13 protein-coding genes are annotated in these 20,147 nt (G+C 43.0%); 11 read left to right on the forward strand and 2 right to left on the reverse strand.

The genetic code is table 11. From position 1 onward, the window contains the following. Positions 1-315 precede the first annotated feature (315 nt). The 8 genes from uvrC to ACPD8L_RS12020 all read left to right on the forward strand — a co-directional run bounded on the left by uvrC (position 316) and on the right by ACPD8L_RS12020 (position 12,797). Positions 316-2,103, forward strand: coding sequence for an excinuclease ABC subunit UvrC (gene uvrC, locus ACPD8L_RS11985; RefSeq protein WP_423943531.1), 1,788 nt, complete (start codon positions 316-318; stop codon positions 2,101-2,103). Beyond that, positions 2,103-4,379, forward strand: coding sequence for a patatin-like phospholipase family protein (locus ACPD8L_RS11990; protein ID WP_423943533.1), 2,277 nt, complete (start codon positions 2,103-2,105; stop codon positions 4,377-4,379). Before uvrC ends, ACPD8L_RS11990 begins: the two co-directional genes overlap by 1 nt. A gap of 336 nt (positions 4,380-4,715) precedes the next feature. After that, positions 4,716-5,495: a DUF3108 domain-containing protein gene (locus tag ACPD8L_RS11995; protein WP_421810286.1), complete on the forward strand. Its 780-nt coding sequence runs from the start codon at positions 4,716-4,718 to the stop codon at positions 5,493-5,495. 5 nt (positions 5,496-5,500) lie between these two features. Next, positions 5,501-6,478, forward strand: a complete 978-nt coding sequence (locus ACPD8L_RS12000) for a tryptophan 2,3-dioxygenase family protein (RefSeq protein ID WP_116216450.1) — start codon at positions 5,501-5,503, stop codon at positions 6,476-6,478. A gap of 1 nt (position 6,479) precedes the next feature. After that, positions 6,480-7,760, forward strand: a complete 1,281-nt coding sequence (locus ACPD8L_RS12005) for a peptidoglycan DD-metalloendopeptidase family protein (RefSeq protein ID WP_116216449.1) — start codon at positions 6,480-6,482, stop codon at positions 7,758-7,760. Then, positions 7,760-9,397 (forward strand): glucose-6-phosphate isomerase, encoded by a 1,638-nt coding sequence (gene pgi, locus ACPD8L_RS12010; RefSeq protein WP_293304009.1) that lies wholly within the window; start codon positions 7,760-7,762, stop codon positions 9,395-9,397. Before ACPD8L_RS12005 ends, pgi begins: the two co-directional genes overlap by 1 nt. A gap of 170 nt (positions 9,398-9,567) precedes the next feature. Continuing rightward, positions 9,568-12,249 (forward strand): TonB-dependent receptor, encoded by a 2,682-nt coding sequence (locus tag ACPD8L_RS12015; RefSeq protein WP_423943535.1) that lies wholly within the window; start codon positions 9,568-9,570, stop codon positions 12,247-12,249. A gap of 89 nt (positions 12,250-12,338) precedes the next feature. Then, positions 12,339-12,797 (forward strand): hypothetical protein, encoded by a 459-nt coding sequence (locus ACPD8L_RS12020; RefSeq protein ID WP_116217589.1) that lies wholly within the window; start codon positions 12,339-12,341, stop codon positions 12,795-12,797. Positions 12,798-12,865: 68 nt separating this feature from the next. Here the strand turns inward: ACPD8L_RS12020 and ACPD8L_RS12025 are convergent, their stop codons facing one another. Both ACPD8L_RS12025 and ACPD8L_RS12030 read right to left on the reverse strand, forming a co-directional pair. After that, entirely contained in the window at positions 12,866-13,267 is a 402-nt protein-coding gene (locus tag ACPD8L_RS12025) for a JAB domain-containing protein (protein ID WP_116216446.1), read from the reverse strand. A 14-nt stretch (positions 13,268-13,281) separates the two neighbouring features. Then, the gene (locus ACPD8L_RS12030; protein WP_423943536.1) at positions 13,282-14,322 is read right to left on the reverse strand and encodes an endonuclease/exonuclease/phosphatase family protein; all 1,041 of its coding nucleotides are present in this window, start codon (positions 14,320-14,322) and stop codon (positions 13,282-13,284) included. Positions 14,323-14,695: 373 nt separating this feature from the next. Between ACPD8L_RS12030 and ACPD8L_RS12035 the strand changes: the two genes are divergently transcribed. The 3 genes from ACPD8L_RS12035 (at position 14,696) to ACPD8L_RS12045 (ending at position 20,098) form a co-directional block, all read left to right on the forward strand. Further along, positions 14,696-15,757, forward strand: coding sequence for a hypothetical protein (locus tag ACPD8L_RS12035; protein ID WP_423943538.1), 1,062 nt, complete (start codon positions 14,696-14,698; stop codon positions 15,755-15,757). A gap of 233 nt (positions 15,758-15,990) precedes the next feature. Then, entirely contained in the window at positions 15,991-18,732 is a 2,742-nt protein-coding gene (locus ACPD8L_RS12040) for a TonB-dependent receptor (RefSeq protein WP_423943540.1), read from the forward strand. Between the two features lie 10 nt (positions 18,733-18,742). After that, positions 18,743-20,098: a DUF5689 domain-containing protein gene (locus ACPD8L_RS12045; protein WP_423943542.1), complete on the forward strand. Its 1,356-nt coding sequence runs from the start codon at positions 18,743-18,745 to the stop codon at positions 20,096-20,098. Positions 20,099-20,147 lie beyond the last annotated feature (49 nt).

Below are 20,147 nucleotides of genomic sequence, written 5' to 3' on the forward strand. Positions count from 1 at the left end.
GTAAAAGAATTGATAAGTTCACCACGAAATGCATTTTTTATCGATGAAATGCACAGTTTTTTGTAACAGTTTAACATTTTTGAGAATTCCTCAACCAAAGTATTGCAGATTTCCCATAGTTATTTTATAGGAAAACCCCAGTTTGGTTTGTGTGTAATTATAATGGACCAAAATCCATTGTATTTTTATTTCCATGGAATGAAAGTACGTATCGATCAATGCAGAACAGGAAATGATCAAGTTTAACAAAAAACACTATAATTAAAATATAACTTTGTTGGTAAGATCAGTTAAGGGCCAATTTTCCAGAACTCTATGTCCAACCCATCCATAAGTGTACAAATAAGTGTGCTGCCCAATAATCCGGGAGTGTACCAGTTTTATGATTCCGATGGGAAGATTTTGTATGTAGGCAAGGCCAAGAACCTAAAAAAACGGGTTTCCTCCTATTTCAATAAAAAACAAGAGTATGGCAAGACGCGGGTCTTGGTAAAAAAAATCCACTCCATAAAGCATATTGTTGTTGCCACGGAGTCCGACGCCCTGCTGTTGGAGAACAACCTGATCAAAAAACTGCTGCCTAGGTACAACGTACTGCTCAAGGACGATAAATCGTACCCTTGGATCTGTATTAAGAATGAACGCTTCCCAAGGGTTTTTTCCACCCGGAAATTGATTAAGGACGGTTCGGAATATTATGGGCCGTATACCAGCATGAAGACCGTAAGGACATTATTGGATTTGATCAAGGGACTTTATCCTTTGCGAACCTGCAATTACGATTTGTCAAGGGAAAAGGTTGAGTCGGGAAAATACAAGGTCTGCCTGGAATACCATTTGGGAAATTGTTTGGGACCTTGTGAAGGCTTCCAGAGCGAAGGGGAGTATCACGGGCAAATTGCGGATATCAGGGAAATCATCAAGGGAAACTTCAAGGATTCGCTCCAGACCTTTAAACAACAAATGAAGGACTTTGCGGAAAACATGGAATTTGAAAAGGCGCAACGAGTCAAGGATAAAATAGATATTTTGGAAAATTACCAGGTCAAATCCACGGTGGTCAATCCAAAGATCAACAATGTGGATGTATTCTCCATAATTTCCGATGAGACCTATGCCTATGTGAATTTTCTACAGCTTTCCCACGGGGCCATTGTGCGGTCACATACCCTGGAGATCAAAAAGAAATTGGATGAAACGGATGAGGAATTGCTGCAATTGGCCATAACGGAGATTCGCCAGCGGTTCAACTCAACATCCAAAGAAATATACCTGCCATTTCCAGTAATGGTGGAAGAAAATCTAAAGGTGGTCTTGCCAAAGTTGGGGGACAAACGCAGAATTTTGGAGTTGTCCGAACGCAATGCACGCTTTTTCAGGCAAGACAAGCTAAAACAGATAAAGATCACGGACCCCGACCGGCATACCAAACGGATCATGGCCCAGATGAAGGCGGATTTGCGTCTTTCCGAAGAGCCCGTCCATATAGAGTGTTTTGACAACTCCAACATACAGGGAAGCAACCCTGTGGCCGCTTGTGTTGTCTTTAAGAATGGAAAGCCCTCCAAAAAGGATTATCGGCATTTCAATATTAAAACCGTGGAAGGTCCAGATGACTTTGCCAGTATGGAAGAAGTGGTGTTCAGAAGATATAAGAGACTGCTTAATGAAGAAGAGTCCTTGCCACAACTTATTGTGATCGATGGGGGCAAGGGGCAGTTGTCATCGGCCCTGAAGAGTTTGGAATTATTGGGCCTTCGGGGGAGGATTGCCATTGTTGGCATAGCCAAGCGCTTGGAGGAAATTTATTTTCCTGATGACCCGGTACCTTTGTACTTGGACAAAAGGTCCGAAACCCTTAAGATCATACAGCAACTAAGGAACGAGGCCCACCGATTTGGCATTACCCATCACAGGAACAAAAGGAGCAAGGGAGCCATTGGGACGGAATTGGAAAGCATAGAGGGAATTGGAAAAAAAACGGCAGAACAGCTATTGAAGAGCTTTAAGTCGGTAAAGCGGATCAAGGAAGCCTCTGTTGAGAGTCTTGCAGCATCCGTTGGAATGGCCAAAGCGCAGAAAATCTATAAATCCTTTCACTAGTGAAAACAGGAATAAAGAGCATAACGGTTACCCTGGTATTTATTTTGATCGGAGTTTTGGGTTGGTCCCAGACCGATGACAGGAAAGTGCCTCCCAAGGTTGGACTGGTGCTCAGTGGGGGTGGCGCTAAGGGATTGGCCCATATCGGGGCATTGAAAGTATTGGAGGAAGCAGGGGTCAAGGTGGACTATATAGGAGGCACCAGTATGGGGGCCATAGTCGGGGCGTTATATGCTTCTGGGTATTCGGCCAAAGAACTGGATTCCATTTTCAGGGTCACTGATTTTACGAAACTTATCCAAGACAATGTTCCCAGGGGAGCCAAAACATTTTATGAAAAAGAAGATTCGGAACGGTATGCACTGAGCTTGCCCTTCACCAATTTTAGTGTGACCTTTCCGCAGGCCATTTCTGGCGGACAGAACATTTACAATGAACTGGTGCGGCTGCTTTTTCATGTGAAGGACGTCCATGATTTTAAAAAGTTGCCCATTCCTTTTTTGTGTATTGGCACCAATGTGGAAACCGGGGAGGAGATTCTTTTGGACCATGGTTATCTTCCGGAGGCCATTATGGCCAGTGGAACCTTTCCTTCCTTGTTTGAGCCTTCGGAAATCGATGGGGATATTTTAATTGATGGTGGGGTGGTCAACAATTACCCCATTGACAAGATCAAGGCCTTGGGGGCGGATGTAATCATTGGGGTGGATGTACAGCACAATCTTTCCACAAGGGAATCCCTGTCCTCGGCCACGGAGATTTTACTTCAGATCAACAATTACCGAACGGTCAATGATATGAAGAAGAAATCCGAAGAGACCGATATCTACATAAGACCAGATATTGACGAGTTCTCGGTAATTGATTTTGGGCGGAGCAAGGAAATCGTGGCCAGTGGCGAAGCCGCGGCAAGAACCAAGATGGATGCCCTACAGAGCTTGGCATCGGAACAAAACTATGTGCCTGAGCCAAAGAAGGAGAGGATTCATGCCATGGACAGTCTTACTGTGAATAGACTGATCATACGGGGAAATGATAAGTACACAAGAGGGTATATAAAAGGAAAGCTCAGGTTTAACCTGGCCGAAAAGATTGCATTCGACAAACTCAAACAAGGAATCAACAATCTTTCTGCCACAGGCAACTTCAAGGCTATACGTTATGAGTTGATTTCCAATGGATTGGGAACGGACTTGGTTCTAAAACTCAAGGAGAATCCGACCAAAATGTTCATAAAAATGTCCGCCCACTATGACGATCTGTACAAAAGCGCGGCATTGATCAACCTCACCAAGAAGAACTTTTTAATGCGGGACGATGTGGCCTCTTTCGATTTTATACTTGGGGACCATATCCGTTACAATATGCAGTACTATCTGGACAAGGGCTATTATTGGAGCTTTGGCATCAATTCCAAGTTCACCGATTTTGATGAGGAAATCAATTTTGCGTTGATCCGCTCCAATTTTGATGTGCCCGAAGTCTCAAACATCAGGGAAATCAATTTGGATGTATCGGATTTGACCAACCAAATATACCTGCAAACCGTTGTACAGGAAGAGTTTGCCGGGACATTGGGAGTGGAACATCGTTTTCTTCGGCTCAGTACCCGCACCATCAACCAAGTGGAGGCAGATAATTCAGAAGATTTGTTGGCCTCTCCGAAAAGGACCTATTTTGAAGACTCCCATTATTTCAGTGCATTTGGAAAGCTGACCTTGGATACTTATGATGATAAGTACTTCCCAACCAAAGGGCTATTGTTCGACGGTGACTTTCATCTGTATCTCTTTTCTTCGGATTTCAATAACAATTTCAGGGAATTTTCCGTGGGTAAGGCCCGTTTGGGAACAGTTGTTCCCATAACGCATAATCTTAGCTTCAATGTTGAGGCCGAAGGAGGCTTGAAACTGGGAACTTCGGCAGTAACCTCCTTTGATTTTGTGCTAGGAGGATTTGGGAATGACTTTGTGAACAATTTTGTTCCCTTTTTCGGGTATGATTTTCTAAGCCTTATTGGAAACAGTTTTGTGAAAGCGCATGGAAGGTTGGATTACAGGTTTGCCCCTAAGAACCACTTGCTCCTCTCTGCCAATTTTGCCAATGTGGAAGATGATCTTTTCAGAACGGGGAACTGGTTTACGGAGCCATCATTTTCCGGATACGGGGTGGGCTACGGTTTTGAATCTTTCATTGGCCCCATCCAAATTTATTATTCATGGAGTCCAGAGATAAATAATGACAGTATTTTCTTTAGTGTGGGCTATTGGTTCTGATGAAGGAAGATGTATGAAAACCAGCATTTTTCTTAAGAATTTGCAAAAAAACACGCGTTTGCGCACCATTCTGATGCAGGTATAGTTAAAGTCCGTTAAAAACCGATTTTCCTACAAAAGCTTAATGTATCTTTACACCCAATAAGGGGTGGTTCCCTTATAACTTTAAGTATTGGTTTTTCATAATTTAAAGTTTGGTTGGTTATTTAGGAAAAGCCCAGTTTTAAGACTGGGCTTTTTTTTTACATACTATTTTGGAACAAGTTTTGTTTAAGTAATTGTAAAGATATTAGCCTCGATGACGTTTTTAGTAATTTTACATTGAACTAACTGCTTATGAAAAAGATACTTATTATACTTTTCGCACTATATGCACTTCCTGGAATTTCCCAAAAATCGGTGCCGGCGTACAAGCCTGGGGAATGGTTGAAGTTTCGCATACACTACGGATTTCTCAATGCCAGTTATGCCACCTTGCATTTGACTTCGGAAACCCTGAACAGTGTTCCGGTGTACCATGTGGTGGGAGAGGGAAAGACCACAGGGTTTGCCAGCATATTTTTTAAGGTGGACGATACCTATGAAAGCTATTTTGGTCGTAAAGATGGAAAACCGCACAGATTTGTCCGTAAAATAGATGAAGGAGGCTATACCAAGGATATTGAAATAGACTTTGATTACGAAAAAAAGAAAGCCATTCTAAAGGACAACAAGAATGGTACACAAAAAGATATCCCTGTCCATAACGATATACAGGATCTTATATCGGCATCCTATTTTTTAAGAAGTGCCTACGATCTTGATCATTTTAAGGAAGGCGAATCCATTGATTTGGACCTTTTGTTCGATGATGACGGGGTTTTTAAGTTTAAACTGAAATATTTGGGAAAAGAAATCATCCGAACCAAGTTTGGGAAGGTGGAATGTCTTAAATTTAGACCATTGGTTCAGTCGGGTCGTGTCTTTAAGGAAAAAGAGAGTCTTACCCTTTGGGTATCCAACGATCTGAACAAAATTCCCATACGGATCAAGGCCGATTTGGCCGTAGGCTCCTTAAAAGCCGATTTGGATGGGTACAATGGACTAAGAAACCAGTTTAAAATTATAATGGACTAGCATTGATGAAGAATGATGAGCTAATTCAGTCCCAGATCAACAAGCTTGAGGAAAAGTATAAAAACTCGGGGCAGGACCTGAGCTCTTATTTGGACGGACTTCTCTATCAACGATATCTTACGTATTGGGATTACATTCACTTGGATACCTTATTGAGCATCCAGGTGCCACGCACCCATTTCCCCGATGAAGAAATCTTCATCATGTACCACCAGATTACCGAGCTCTATTTTAAGCTCATTCTCCACGAACAAAAACAGATTACCGAAGATAAGTCCCAAGACCTTAAATTCTTTATTGAAAAGGTCAACCGGATGAACAATTATTTCAAGGCCCTGATATCATCCTTCAGTATTATGATCAAAGGGATGGAGCGGGAACAGTTCCTTCGTTATCGCATGGCATTGCTTCCTGCCAGTGGATTCCAATCGGCCCAATACAGGATGATAGAGATCTATGCCACCCCATTGGAGTATTTGGTGCACCATACCGAAAGGGATTCCTTTTCGGCCGAAGATGGCATAGAGGAACTCTTTGAGCACATCTATTGGAAAAAAGGGGCCACCGACAAGGCCACAGGGGAAAAGACCTTGACCTTGAAACAATTTGAGATACGGTATACCCCGAGACTGCTCAGGATCGCCAACCAAGTAAAGGATAGCACCATATACCAAAAATACCTTCAACTGCCGGAAGCATCAAGGAACAATGAAGCGTTGATCAAGGCGTTGAAGGACTTGGACGTCAATGCCAATGTAAATTGGCCCTTGATGCACATGGGCTCCGCATACCGGTATTTGGGAAAGGAAAACCAAGAAGTGGATGCCACGGGAGGCACCAATTGGAAGCAGTTTTTACCACCCAGTTTTCAAAAAATAATATTTTTCCCAACTTTGTATTCAGAAAATGAGTTGGATGCATGGGGAAAACAATGGGTGGATCATATTTTTAACCCTGCAAACAAAGAATACAAGGAAAAATAAAATGCAAAAGTTTTTTGGGGCAATCTTGGCACTGATGATTGTTTTGGTGTCATGCAAACAGGATAAAGTTTTAGTGGATGAGTTGGTAAAGGTTGAAACCATTGAAAAGCCACCCATCACTCATTTTGGATTCAATCTTGAGGAATTCAATGTGGTCCATGATACCGTAAAACGAGGGGACAGTTTTGGGGAACTCATGCTTCGGAACAAGGTGGACTACCCTAAGATTGCCACAATTTCAGAAAATTTTAGGGACACTTTTGACGTGCGTAAAATCAAAGTGGGAAAACCCTATACCATCCTTAAATCAAAGGACACTTCGGAAGTAGCGGAGATTTTCATCTATCAGAATGACAAGATCAATTATACCGTGGTGGATCTTCGCGATAGTGTAACCGCTTATAAAAGCCAGAAAAAGGTAAAATTGAGGGAACGCGAGGTAGGAGGTGTGATCACCAATAACCTTTCCGAGACCTTGGACAACCTTGGAGTGGACTATAACGTAACCATAGACCTTTCCGAAATCTATGCATGGACCATAGATTTCTTCAGGTTGGAGAAAGGGGACAAATTCAAGGTCATTTATGACGAACGGTACATCAACGACAGTATTTATGCCGGCCGTGGCCCCATCAAGGCCGCTTTGTTTGAGCATAAGGGAAGGACTATTTATGCGTTTCCGTATGTAACCGATTCCTTGAAGAATATTTTGGATTACTATGATCAAGAAGCGAATAACCTCAGAAGTACCTTCTTAAGAGCCCCTATCAAGTTCGGGTACCGACTTTCGTCCCGTTACAACCTAAAGCGAAGGATTGCTTATTATGGGTATAAAGTGAGGCCACACAAAGGCACGGATTATGCTGCGCCCATTGGCACTCCGATCATTGCCACGGCAGATGGTACCGTGACCGAATCTACCCGAAGGGGAGGTAATGGAAAGTACGTAAAGATCAAGCACAATAGTGTTTACAGCACCCAGTACCTCCACATGAAGAACCAAAAAGTAAGGAAAGGGGATTTTGTTCGCCAGGGCGATGTAATTGGATGGATCGGAATGACCGGAAACACCGGCGGTCCCCATGTATGCTATCGCTTTTGGAAAAATGGAAGACAGGTAGACCCCTTGCGTGAAAAATTGCCCACCGCGGAACCCATTGCAGATTCCTTGCGTACCGATTATATGACCCACATTGACCCACTGAAAGAACAGTTGGACTGCATAGAATTCGTGAACCCCAACCCAGAACCCGAAGAAACCCTAATCTCATACAACCCGTAATGGCACTGCCCAAAATCGACCCGACAACGACCCAATCCTGGAAAAAACTTTTAGCGCACTACCAAGAAAACAAGGACACACATCTTAGAGAACTTTTTGCCCAAGATGTTGATCGAGGGAAGAAGTTTTCCTTGCTATGGGAAGATTTTTTGGTGGATTATTCCAAAAATCGGGTGACTGATGAAACCCTCTCACTTTTGCAGGAGTTGGCAGAGGAGGTTAAGCTCAAAGAGGCCATGGATGCCTATTTTGGGGGAGAACTGATCAACCAGACCGAAGGTAGGGCCGTATTGCACACTGCACTCAGGGCCAAAAAAGGAGATGAGGTCTTTGTGGATGGTGAAAACATTGTTGAGGAAGTCCAAGCGGTTAAGGAAAAAATCAGATTGTTTTCCGAATCCGTGATTTTGGGAGACAGAAAAGGATATACGGGCAAGGCATTCACCGATGTGGTCAATATTGGTATCGGCGGCTCGGATTTGGGACCGGTAATGGTCACCGAGGCCCTAAAATTCTACAAGAACCATCTAAAAACACATTTTGTAAGCAACGTGGATGGGGACCATGTGTATGAAGTGCTAAAGGAACTGGATCCAGAGACCACTCTTTTTGTCATTGTTTCCAAATCGTTTACTACGCAAGAAACCTTGAGCAATGCCCTCACTATTAAAAAATGGTTTTTAAGGAAAGCTTCGGAAAAGGATATTGCGCAACATTTTGTGGCCGTCTCCACCAACCTTGAAAAAATCAAGGAATTTGGTATCACGGACGACAATGTATTCCCTATGTGGGACTGGGTAGGGGGAAGATTTTCCCTTTGGAGTGCCGTAGGACTGTCCATTGCCCTTTCAGTAGGATACCAAAACTTTGACGATCTTTTATCAGGGGCCCATGAAATGGATGTACATTTTAAGGAAGCGCCCTTTATAGAAAACATACCTGTGGTCTTGGCCCTTTTGAGTGTCTGGTACAATAACTTCTTTGGTGCCGAAACCGAGGCCATTATCCCCTATACCCAATATTTAAGTCGTTTTTCGGCCTATTTGCAACAAGGGATCATGGAAAGCAATGGGAAGAGTATGGATAGGGCTGGAAAGCAGGTAGATCACGAAACCGGGACCATTATCTGGGGAGAGCCCGGGACCAACTCACAACACGCCTTTTTTCAATTGATGCACCAAGGCACAAAGCTTATCCCAACGGATTTTATTGGATTTAAGGAATCACTGCATGGCGATGTGGACCACCACAACAAGCTTATGGCCAATTTCTTTGCCCAGACCGAGGCATTGATGAACGGTAAGACGCCCAATGAGGTGAAAAATGAACTGCAGGCCCAAGGATTGTCCGATCAAGAACTTGAGCTTTTACTTCCTTTCAAGGTATTTGAGGGCAATAAACCCACCAATACCATTTTAATACAGAAACTTACCCCCAAAAGTTTGGGCGCCCTCATTGCCCTCTACGAACATAAGATCTTTGTTCAGGGAATCATCTGGAACATATATAGTTATGATCAATGGGGTGTAGAATTGGGCAAACAGTTGGCCAAAACTATCCTGAGTGATATCGAGAATTCGGAAATTGGCAAACATGACAGCTCAACACTAAATCTTTTACAGTTTTTTAAGGGATAAATTAGAGAGTTAACATTAATTGAAAATTCCTCTAACCAATTGCGTGTCAACAGATTTTGCTTGTTAAATTTGTGTTAACTATATTAGCTTCATTTAACCTTGACTTAATCGTGATGTTTTAAAAATACATCACTTTTGCAGGGCAAATTAAACACTAAAACACTGAAAAGATGAAAAAAATCTACTTCGCTTTTGTGGCGCTTTTTATGACCACAATGGCTTTTTCACAAGGAACTATTACTGGTACCGTAGTGGATGGCGAGCTTGGAGGCCCGCTTCCAGGAGCCAGCGTTATGGTAAAGGGAACCTCAGTTGGTACTTCAACGGATTTTGATGGAAACTTTACTTTGGAAGTCAACCAAGCTTCAGGAACATTGGTTGTTTCCTACATTGGATTTGTTACTAAAAATATTGCGTTCAGCACTACCGGTAGTGTAGGTTCAATTTCGCTATTGCCAGATGCAGAGGAATTGGAAGGGGTAGTGGTTGTTGGTACAGGGATTATTGACCTTGCCGCCGACAGAAAGACACCTATTGCGGTTTCTTCCATTCCTGTAAAAATTATTCAAGAAAAGATAGGTACCCAAGATGTTACCATGACATTGGTGAACACTCCTTCCGTATATGTATCAGGACAAGCCGGAGGTTTTGGGGATACCAATATGAGGGTGCGTGGTTTTGATCAAGATAACACGGCCTTCCTTTTAAATGGTCAGCCTATCAACGGAATGGAGGACGGATTGATGTATTGGTCCAACTGGTCCGGTCTTAACGATATTGCTTCAGGGGTTCAGATCCAAAGGGGTCTAGGTTCTTCCAAATTGGCCATTTCCTCTGTTGGAGGTACTGTGAACTTTGTGACCAAGGCCACTGAAATGGATGCAGGCGGATTTGGATACGCCACTGTTGCCAACAATAACTACATTAAAACTTCAGCAGGGTACAATACAGGGGTGTCCGATAAAGGATGGGGATTGAGCGTTATGCTTTCCCACTGGCAAGGTGATGGTTACAATGAAGGAATGTTTGGTGAAGGCCAGACCTACTTTATCTCATTGGGTTACCGACCCAATACAAGCCATAACTTTAACTTTTTGATTACCGGCGCTCCTCAGTTCCACGATCAGAACTTTACCAAGCCCATTGAAGATTACTTGGAGTATGGTATGCGTTATAACAACAACTGGGGAACATATAATGGTCAATACATGACCGAGAGAAGGAATTTCTATCATAAGCCAGTGGCCAACTTGAACTGGGACTGGATTATTGATGATACGTCTAGTCTATCTACCGTTTTGTATGCCTCTTGGGGTAATGGTGGAGGTACCGGTAATCGTGGAAATCGTATCAGAACAGCTGAAGGGCGTATAGATTATGATGCCATCTATGCCTTTAACAATAGTGTGCCCAATGGAGCAGGAGGGTATTTTGCCGCTGGTAATGGTTATGTTACCAGGGCATCCATGAACTTGCACAACTGGTATGGATTGATTTCCAACTTTGAAAAGCAACTTTCTGACAATCTAAGCTGGAATGTTGGATTCGACTTGAGAACCTACTACGGGAAACACTTTAGAGTGGTTTCAGATTTCCATGGACTTAAGTCTTGGCAAGAAGATATCAGGCTACGGGATCAGAACAACAACCACGAAATCTATGGTACTTACGGAACCTATAAAAGAGTGATTGCCACCGAGTCGTTTAGACCTTCCGGATGGGCAGCAGCTTTTAATAGTTACCCAGAGGATCAAAAGATTGCCTATAGCAATGATGAACGTATCTCCTATGGTGGATTGTTCACCCAATTGGAGTATGCCACGGACCAGTTCTCCGCGTTCTTCCAGGGATCGGTATCCAACCAGTACCACCAAAGGTTTGACCCTTACCAATATGCAGATCAAGCATTGATCAATGGGACTTCTTCCCAAGGAACGGATGAGCCTATACCTGCGGGGATAACCGATGGGGTGGATTCCGAAAAAGTGAACAATTTTGGATACAATGCCAAAGCCGGTTTCAGCTATAATCCAACTGCTGAGCACAGCTTTTATTTCAACACAGGCTATTATAACCGTCAACCGTACCACGATAACATTTACCTGAACTTTACCAATCAGGTGAACCCGTTGACTGAAAATGAAAAGATTTTTGGTCTTGAGGCTGGATATAGCTACTCTAGTTCTATATTCTCTGGTAGTATCAACTTATACAGAACCTCTTGGAAGGATCGTGTGGAAACCACTTCCGACGTTGTTGATGATGTGGTTACCTACACCTCTAACTTCGGTACGGAGCAGTTGCACTCTGGGGTAGAGTTGGATGTTAAGGTAAGACCGACCAGAGGACTTTCCTTTAACGGCTTTGCTTCCATTGGGGATTGGCAGTACAAGGGTGAAGTAGTTACCCAAGTCACTGATGAGGAACGCAATGTAATTGGCACAGAGACAGAGGATGTTGATGGAGGTAAAGTAGGTGGTGCCGCCCAACTCTCTGGTGGACTAGGGGTTGCCTACAGGATTACGGATATGATTTCCGTGGATTCCGATTTCAGATATTATGATAATCTGTATTCCGATGTAGGTGCGATTAAGGAAAACTTGGAATTGCCATCCTTTCACCTATTGGATGCAGGGGTTACCTTTAACTTCCCTGTGGGTATTGACAAGACCAAGAACCTAAAGATTAGAGCCAACATGAACAATGTTTTGGACAAGGAATACATTTCTAGGTTGACTACTGCCGATTTTGTTGAAGGTGGCGTTGAAACCTATGATGGTATCGCCGTTTCCAACCAAGGATATTTTGGATTGGGAAGAACATGGAACGTTACCCTTCGCTATGATTTTTAATCAAAGCTGAAAAATAGATGGAAGACCCTGCCGATTGGCAGGGTTTTTTATTTCCAAAATCCGTATTTTTAGGCACCAAAACAAAAACTATGGACAACTCAGGACTCGCCTATCAATGGATTCAAGCATTACACTCGTACCTCGCCTATTTTGTGTTGGCGATGCTCATTTTTGCAGTGGCCAACGCCCTAATGGGTTGGATGGGCAAAAAGGACTTTACCATGCACAAAGACCTTCGCATAAGTCTATTTGCCTTGATCTTGAGCCATATTCAGTTGTTGGTGGGGCTTGTACTGTATTTTATCTCGGGCAGTGGTCTTAAGGCCATCCAGACCTTGGGTATGGGCGGGTTGAACTCCGCAGCACGCCTCTTGGCCGTGGAACACCCCTTTACCAACATTATAGCCATCGTATTGATTACCATAGGCTGGTCCCGTCACAAAAAGTTCATGGAAAGCGAAAAGAAGTTCAAGAGCATTGCCATTTTCTACGGCATTGGTCTTGTGCTCATCTTAAGTCGTATTCCTTGGGGACAGTGGTTTGGATAATACTATAAGGTGTCATTCCCGCGTAGGCGGGAATCTCATTCTTTCTCCTTAAATAAGAATACTTTTTCTCAAATGGTCACATAGTTGACCTCTGTGATGATAATGTGATCCAGCACCTCAATTTCCATAATTGCTGCGGCAAGTTTCATCTTTTCGGTGAATTCAAGGTCCGCTTCGCTGGGTTCCAATTTTCCGGAAGGATGGTTGTGGCAAAGGATGATTTTCTTGCAATTTTTGGATACGGGCATCCTCAATACTTCCGCGGGTTTTATGATGTTCCTGTTACTGGTACCAATAGTGACCAACTCAATATATTCAATATCGTTACCGGTGTTCAGACCTATGGTCCAGAAATATTCTTTTTTTCGATGAAGCCTGTTTTGTCGCCACAATATCTTTTGCATGATTCGGGCAATATCTCCTGTGTCCGAAATATGTGTTTTCCTGTCTTTGGATATATCTAAGCCCATGGTATGATCATTTACTATGGGGTCATCTGTTTTATCAAAAAGATATAGGACGGAAAGTGGTCGCTGTACCCACCGGTATAGCTCCCCCCCGAATAGGTCCGTAGGGGATAGCCTTTGTATTTGCCCTTTTGGGTGCGAATAAAGGCAGGGGCATAAATACCCGCTTTCCAAAAGGTTAATTCCGTTTTATCGGCATTGATGAGGTTTGAGGTCATAAAAAACTGATCAAAAAGATTCCATTTGTCTCGATAGGCCAGGGAACCAATTCCTTTCCGATACAATTTTTCCATGGGGTTGTACAGCCCCAAACTATCCAATTGCTGTGGTTTGCCCTTGGTCTTCAGGATATTTTTCAAGCTGTTGTCCGTTGGGTCATCATTGAGGTCCCCCATGGAAATGATCTTCGCTTTCCTGTTCAGCTCTTGTATGGAATCAATAATACGCTTGTTCAGTAAGGCGGCCCGCACCCGCTTGGGGCCGCTTATGGCTTCCCCACCCCTTCTGGAGGGCCAGTGGTTTACAATAAAATATACGTCTTCTTGGTCCAAAAGGCCACCTACCACCAATTGGTCCCTGGTGTAGACTCGTTCGCCCAATTCATCAAACAAAAGGAGTCTATGGCTCTTAAAGGAAGTAGGCAGGTATGATTCCTTTTTAAAGAGGAGGGCCACATCAATCCCACGGGCATCAGGGGAATCAAAATGAACAATTCCATAACCCTTACCAGAAAGGTTGGGATGTTGGATAAGATCTTCGATTACTTGCCTGTTCTCTACTTCGCACAGACCAATGACATCAGGGGAAGTTTTGGAGGTCTCCTCTCCAATCTTGGAAAGCACTTTGGAAATGTGGTCAACCTTTGTCTTGTACCGCTCATGGGTCCAATGGTAACTACCTTCGGGCGTACGGTCATCATCAAAGATGAGCGAATCATTTTTGATGTCAAAAAGATTCTCAACATTGTAGAACGCAATGGTTCTTAGGGCATATGTGTTGGACTTTTGTCCATGTAGTGAGGTCGATATTAATACAAGTAGGCATATTAATGATCGCATGGGTATAATTTTTATTGACTTGGGGTCTAGGCAAAAAAACCAATGGTAATTTCACCATGGTTAAATGTAATAAACCTTTTATTAATGTTTGCCAGAAAAGTGATGGGAAAATCAAAACCCGTTCTCTTTTAGGTGTTTAGATGGGTTTAGCCATTGCCCAGAAATTAAAATTTCATTATTATTGCAATGTATTGTACAAATAGCCTCTGCGATATCGCATGGGCTATTTGTGTTTTTAGGCCATAGTATTGATCACTCTTTTGCCAGAAAGAGTATGGGCCCAAACATCAAATTTCAACCTCACATTTACAGAATGACCAGCCCTTTGTAGACTGGCAACAATTAAATCTTTTAATAATCTAAATTCTTAACCATGAAGACATTACCCTATGCATGTATCATCGTTTTTTTTCTCTTATACGGATGTTCCAATAGTTCGAAAAAAGATATCTCAAAATCATCATTTTATTGGACACCCGTCCAAGTGGATAAAAGTAATTTGGCGAGTACAACTTTTTTTAGCAGCGTTCATGAGAACAATTTAGGAAAGTACGTATTTGCCAATGAGAACATTGAAAGGGATTGGGATGATGAAGATAATTTTGTTACAGCTTATGATATGTCCGAGCTGGCTAAAGAAAACCTATTTTGCCGGCTGTTTGTAAATCAGAATTCGGGTCCGGACAAAGTCTATGAGAACTTTGCAAAGAACCCAAGGTCCAAAAGGAATTTACATTTACGTTATGATTATTATTTAGATAGTATACATGCTGGATTTTATTATAAGGATAAGCCTACCGAAGATGAAATTACTTGGGAATCGACCAGGTACCCAATATTTGAATCAGAAGTAATTCCCGAAGGCGACGAATTGGGTGTTGACATGAGCCTAACACAGGAAAAAATCATTGAAGCCTTGCTCAACAATCAAAAATATGTGAATACCAAGGATGACCATACGATACTAGTAGGATTGAAGTTTTCTGTGGTGGACGGAAGCTCCCCGGGCAGAAAAGAGAAAAAGAAAGCCTTTGAGTTGGCTTCAGGCCAGTTTTTATTGACCAATGTTGATAAAGGCTTGGAACTGATCAACAAGCATATCCCCAAATACGGTATTCCAGAACCCTTTATGAAAAACAAAAAGCTGGAAGAAGAAGCGCTCAAGCTTATGCAGAATTATGCCCGTAACCAAGGCTGGAAAGAAAAATATCATAAAGCGATTATTACCAGTGATTATAACGTAAAACGCAGTTTTGCGGGGTTAATAACAGGAAGGACAATTGTTTTTGCCTTAGTTGGGGAATGGCCGGATGGAAGATGGACAAGTCAATTCTTTAAAATATACCAGGCCTATAAGGGAGATGATGAATATGGCCCTCTTAGATATGATGGTACCGGAAAACAACGGGATGTCTGGGGAGGGGCACTTAAATAACTGAATAGTTCACTTTTGATGAAAAGCCAAGTGTGGGGAACACTTGGCTTTTTTATGGAATGATTTTTATGTGGTCCCTTTAGGACAGGAAAACTCTTATAATTTGATCTTGATCTGGCAATAGCTATTGAAATACTTTGATTTTACATTAAAATTGGATAAGATTGTGTACTTATCTTACAGACCTGAGCGAAGTATAGCCCCAATTTTGTTTAATTAACCTACCAATAGCTATGAGGACAACTTTGCTCTTGGCTGTGTTCTGTTGCGTCAACCCCCAATACGGCCAACAAGAAACAGTCATTTCGGGTAGCGTTCAAGCAATGGGTCTCAACACCCCTGTTCAGAATGCTGCCATTGCCATTGAAACCCTTTCACAAACCTTTTTTACGGATGCAAACGGACGTTTTAAAATCCAGATTTTTGAAAACGGAGAACACGTTTTGGCGATTTCTTTCCCAGATTTTTTGCCAAAACGCTTTGCAATCATTTGTGATGGAGAACCAATAGATTTAGGGAACATTTTTTTGGAGAAAGACATTACCCAAGAAAAATCGGACAACCTGATCACACTTACCGATGGAGACCTTTTGGATGACGGGGAAGCCGTATCCGGGGCTCTGGGCCTGCTGCAATCCACCAAGGACGTTTTTTTAAACCGGGCTGCCTTTGATTTTGGACAGGCCTTTTTTAAGGTGCGGGGCTATGATTCCCGTAATGGCACGGTGATGATCAATGGCATTCCCATGAACAAATTCTTTGATGGGAGGCCCCAGTGGAACAATTGGGGCGGACTCAATGATGTGCAGCGTAATCAGGAGTATACCCACGGATTGGAGGTAAACGCCTATACCTTTGGGGGTATTTTGGGGAATACCCAAATCAATGTCCGTCCTTCGGGTATGCGGCCTGGGATTCGTTTGTCCAGTTCCGCATCCAATAGAACTTATAGGGGAAGGCTAATGGCAACCTACAATTCTGGACCGTCCCAAAAAGGATGGGCCTATTCATTTTCAGCTTCACGCAGGTGGGCCCAAGAAGGATATGTACAGGGAACGTTGTACGACGCTTATTCTTTCTTTGGCGCTTTGGAGTTTCAACCCAATACCAAGAGTAGTTTATCACTCACCACAATTTTGGCCCGTAACCGAAGAGGACGCTCCGCTGCACTTACCGAAGAGGTGTTTGACCTCAAGGGAAACCAATACAATCCCTATTGGGGAAATCAGGATGGAGAACTACGAAATTCTCGGGAACGTGAAATTTTTGAACCTATTTTCTTGTTGAATTACAAACTCCAAAGAGAAAAATTTAGTTGGAACGTGGGCGTAGCCCATCAATTTGGAACCAATACCAGAAGCCGTTTAGGGTACTTTAATGCACCCAATCCAGATCCTACCTACTACAGATATTTGCCCAGCTATTTTATCAACAGTTCCATTGGTGCCGATTTTATAAATGCCGATTTGGCTCGCGAAGGTTTTTTAAGGAACCCACAACTTTCATGGGAACAGTTGTACACAGCAAATACAAATGGCAATAGCCAAGGCAAGGCGGCCTATGTGTTTTATAACGATATTGCCGATGACACCCAGACAACCATGGCAACCAGCATGGAGTACAATATCAATGAAAACATAAACCTGGGTTTTGGAGGGAACTTTAAAACACTTTCCTCAGACAACTATGCTGAAATCCAAGATTTGTTGGGGGCGGAATTTCATGAAGACAAGGATTCCTTCTCCAATACCTTGAATGATGTCAATGGGGAACTGGAGAAGTCAACAGGCGATAAATTCAATTACAACTACACCTTGGATGCATCACAATTTGAAGCCTTTGGCCAGCTTTCCACCACACTGAAAAAGTGGAGCGGTTTTGTCGCTGCATCCATTTCTGGACATAAAGCCAAGCGAAATGGTTTGTTTGCCAATGAACGTTTTTTGGAAAACTCAATGGGGGAAAGTCCAAAAGTCAACTTTTCCCATATGTCATTTAAGGGTGGGCTCACCTATTTTCTTTCAGGACGCCATTGGTTTACTGCCAATGCGGCAAAGGTGGAACGGTCGCCAACACTTCAGAACATTTTTATAAACCCAAGGGAGAACAATGAAGTCGTTTCCGAGCTTCAAAAAGAGACCATTACCACGACAGATGTAAGCTATTTTGTGCGGTTACCCAACTTGACGGGGCGTTTGACAGCCTTTTATACAAGGTTCATGAATACTACGGACATTAACTTCTTTTTTGTGGACTCGGGGCTAGGCTCGGACTTTGTTCAAGAAGTCATTACGGGTTTGGATAGATTGCACAAAGGGCTGGAACTGGGTTTGGAATATGAAGCCTCCTCCAGTGTAAAGCTGACTTTGGTTGGGAATCTGGGCGATTATGTGTATGCCAGTGACCCTTCGGTGCAAATCAATTTTGATACCGCAGGAGCCGATGAGGACCTTATCGACCCAGAAGGGGATATAGATTTGGGGATTGCCAAGGTAAAGGGTCTAAAACTGGCCCAAGGCCCGCAAACGGCCCTTGCCTTGGGCGTGGAGTACCGCAATCCCAACTATTGGTGGTTTGGGGCAACGGCCAACTACCTTACCCATAACTATATCAACATCTCTACTATTTCCCGTACCTCCAGTTTTTTGTTGGACCCAGAAACCGGGGAACGTTTTCCAGATGCCACCGATGAAAATGTGGCCAAAATTTTAAGGCAAAAAAAATTGGAAGACATCTATTTGCTCAACCTCATTGGCGGAAAATCTTGGTTGGTCAACAAAAAATACATCAGTCTGTTTGCCAGTGTCAGTAATCTTTTTGATGGTGTTTTCAGAACAGGGGGATACGAACAAAGCCGAAATGGCAATTTTGGCCAATTGCAGCAAGATAATCTAAGCGGCACCCCATCCTTTGGGCCCAAATACTGGTACGGCTACGGGAGAACCTATTTTTTAAATCTCGCCGTAAGCGTCTAAATCAAAAAACATGAAAAATTCAAACAAGATAAGTGGGCTATTGCTATTGATCATGGTTGTGGCCTGCGTAAAGAACACAGAATTTAATCAACCAAAAACAGCATGCAATTCAGGGCTCAAGGCAAATATCAGCTTTGCAGAACTTGAAGGGTTATTGGGAGAAGGAGCTGTGCAAATCCAAGAAGATTTGGTGTTGGAGGGGTATGTGATCTCATCGGATAAATCAGGAAATTTTTTTGGAGTGCTACATATACAAGATGCTCCGGTAAATCCCGTTCACGGGCTTGTTATTGAGATGGATTTTAGGGAATCCCATTTGTTTTTTGATGTAGGAAGCAGGGTTTTGGTAAAGCTGAAGGGACTGTATCTCGGTAAAAGTGGTGAGACCCTTAAACTCGGAGGCACCTTTACTTCCTTCGGAAATGTTTCTGTAGGGAGATTGCCCGGTTTGAAAGTGATGGAGCATGTTTTCCTTTCATGTGATGATTTGACCGAGATGCAGCCTACAAAAATTATCATCCCCGAGATTGAAAATGCTAGGGTGAACACCTTGGTTCAATTGGAAGAGGTTGAATTTTTGCAAGAAGAACTGGGACAGACTTTTGCGCTTCCAGAAGAAGAGACCGGACACATCCTAAAAGATTGTGCTGAAAATGAACTCACATTGCTCAATAGTGGGTATGCCGATTTTCAGGCAGAAATCCTGCCTGAAGGCAATGGCTCCATTACGGGGATTCTTGTAAAAGATGGAAAACAGTTGCAATTGGTCATCCGGGATTTGGAGGATATTGATTTTACCCAAGAGCGTTGTCCAGAGATTATTACGGAATTCACATCGACCCAAATCTTTATTTCAGAATTGGCAGACCCGGACAACAACGCCGGAGCACGCTTTGTGGAACTCTATAATTCCGCATCGGAACCCTTGGATTTAAATCTGTGGACCCTTCGCCGCTATACCAACGACAATACTGAGGTAAGCTCAACTATAGATTTATCGGGATTGATTATTGGTGCGGAAAGTACCTTGGTCATTTCGCCAAACGCCGCGGAGTTTGAGTTGGTGTATGGATTTGCTCCCGACCTAGGGGTTTCCACCAACAGTCCGGCAGATTCCAACGGCGATGATAATTTAGAGTTAGTAGACCCCTTTGGAACGGTCATAGATGTTTTTGGTGTGGTTGGAGAAGACGGTTCAGGTACCAACCATGAGTTTGAGGACGGCAGGGCTTTGCGTAACCCGGACATTTTGGAAGGAAATCCCAGTTACACCTTTGGTGAGTGGACCATTTTTAATGATACCGGAGATTCAGGAACCACCGATTTACCCCAAAACGCCCCAGAGGATTTTACACCTGGGAATTAGGAGTAAGCCACAATGCCCTGTGATGTATCTAATAAGAAGTTGACATACA

This window comes from Flagellimonas algicida, from assembly GCF_049629585.1.
GTDB lineage: Bacteria > Bacteroidota > Bacteroidia > Flavobacteriales > Flavobacteriaceae > Flagellimonas.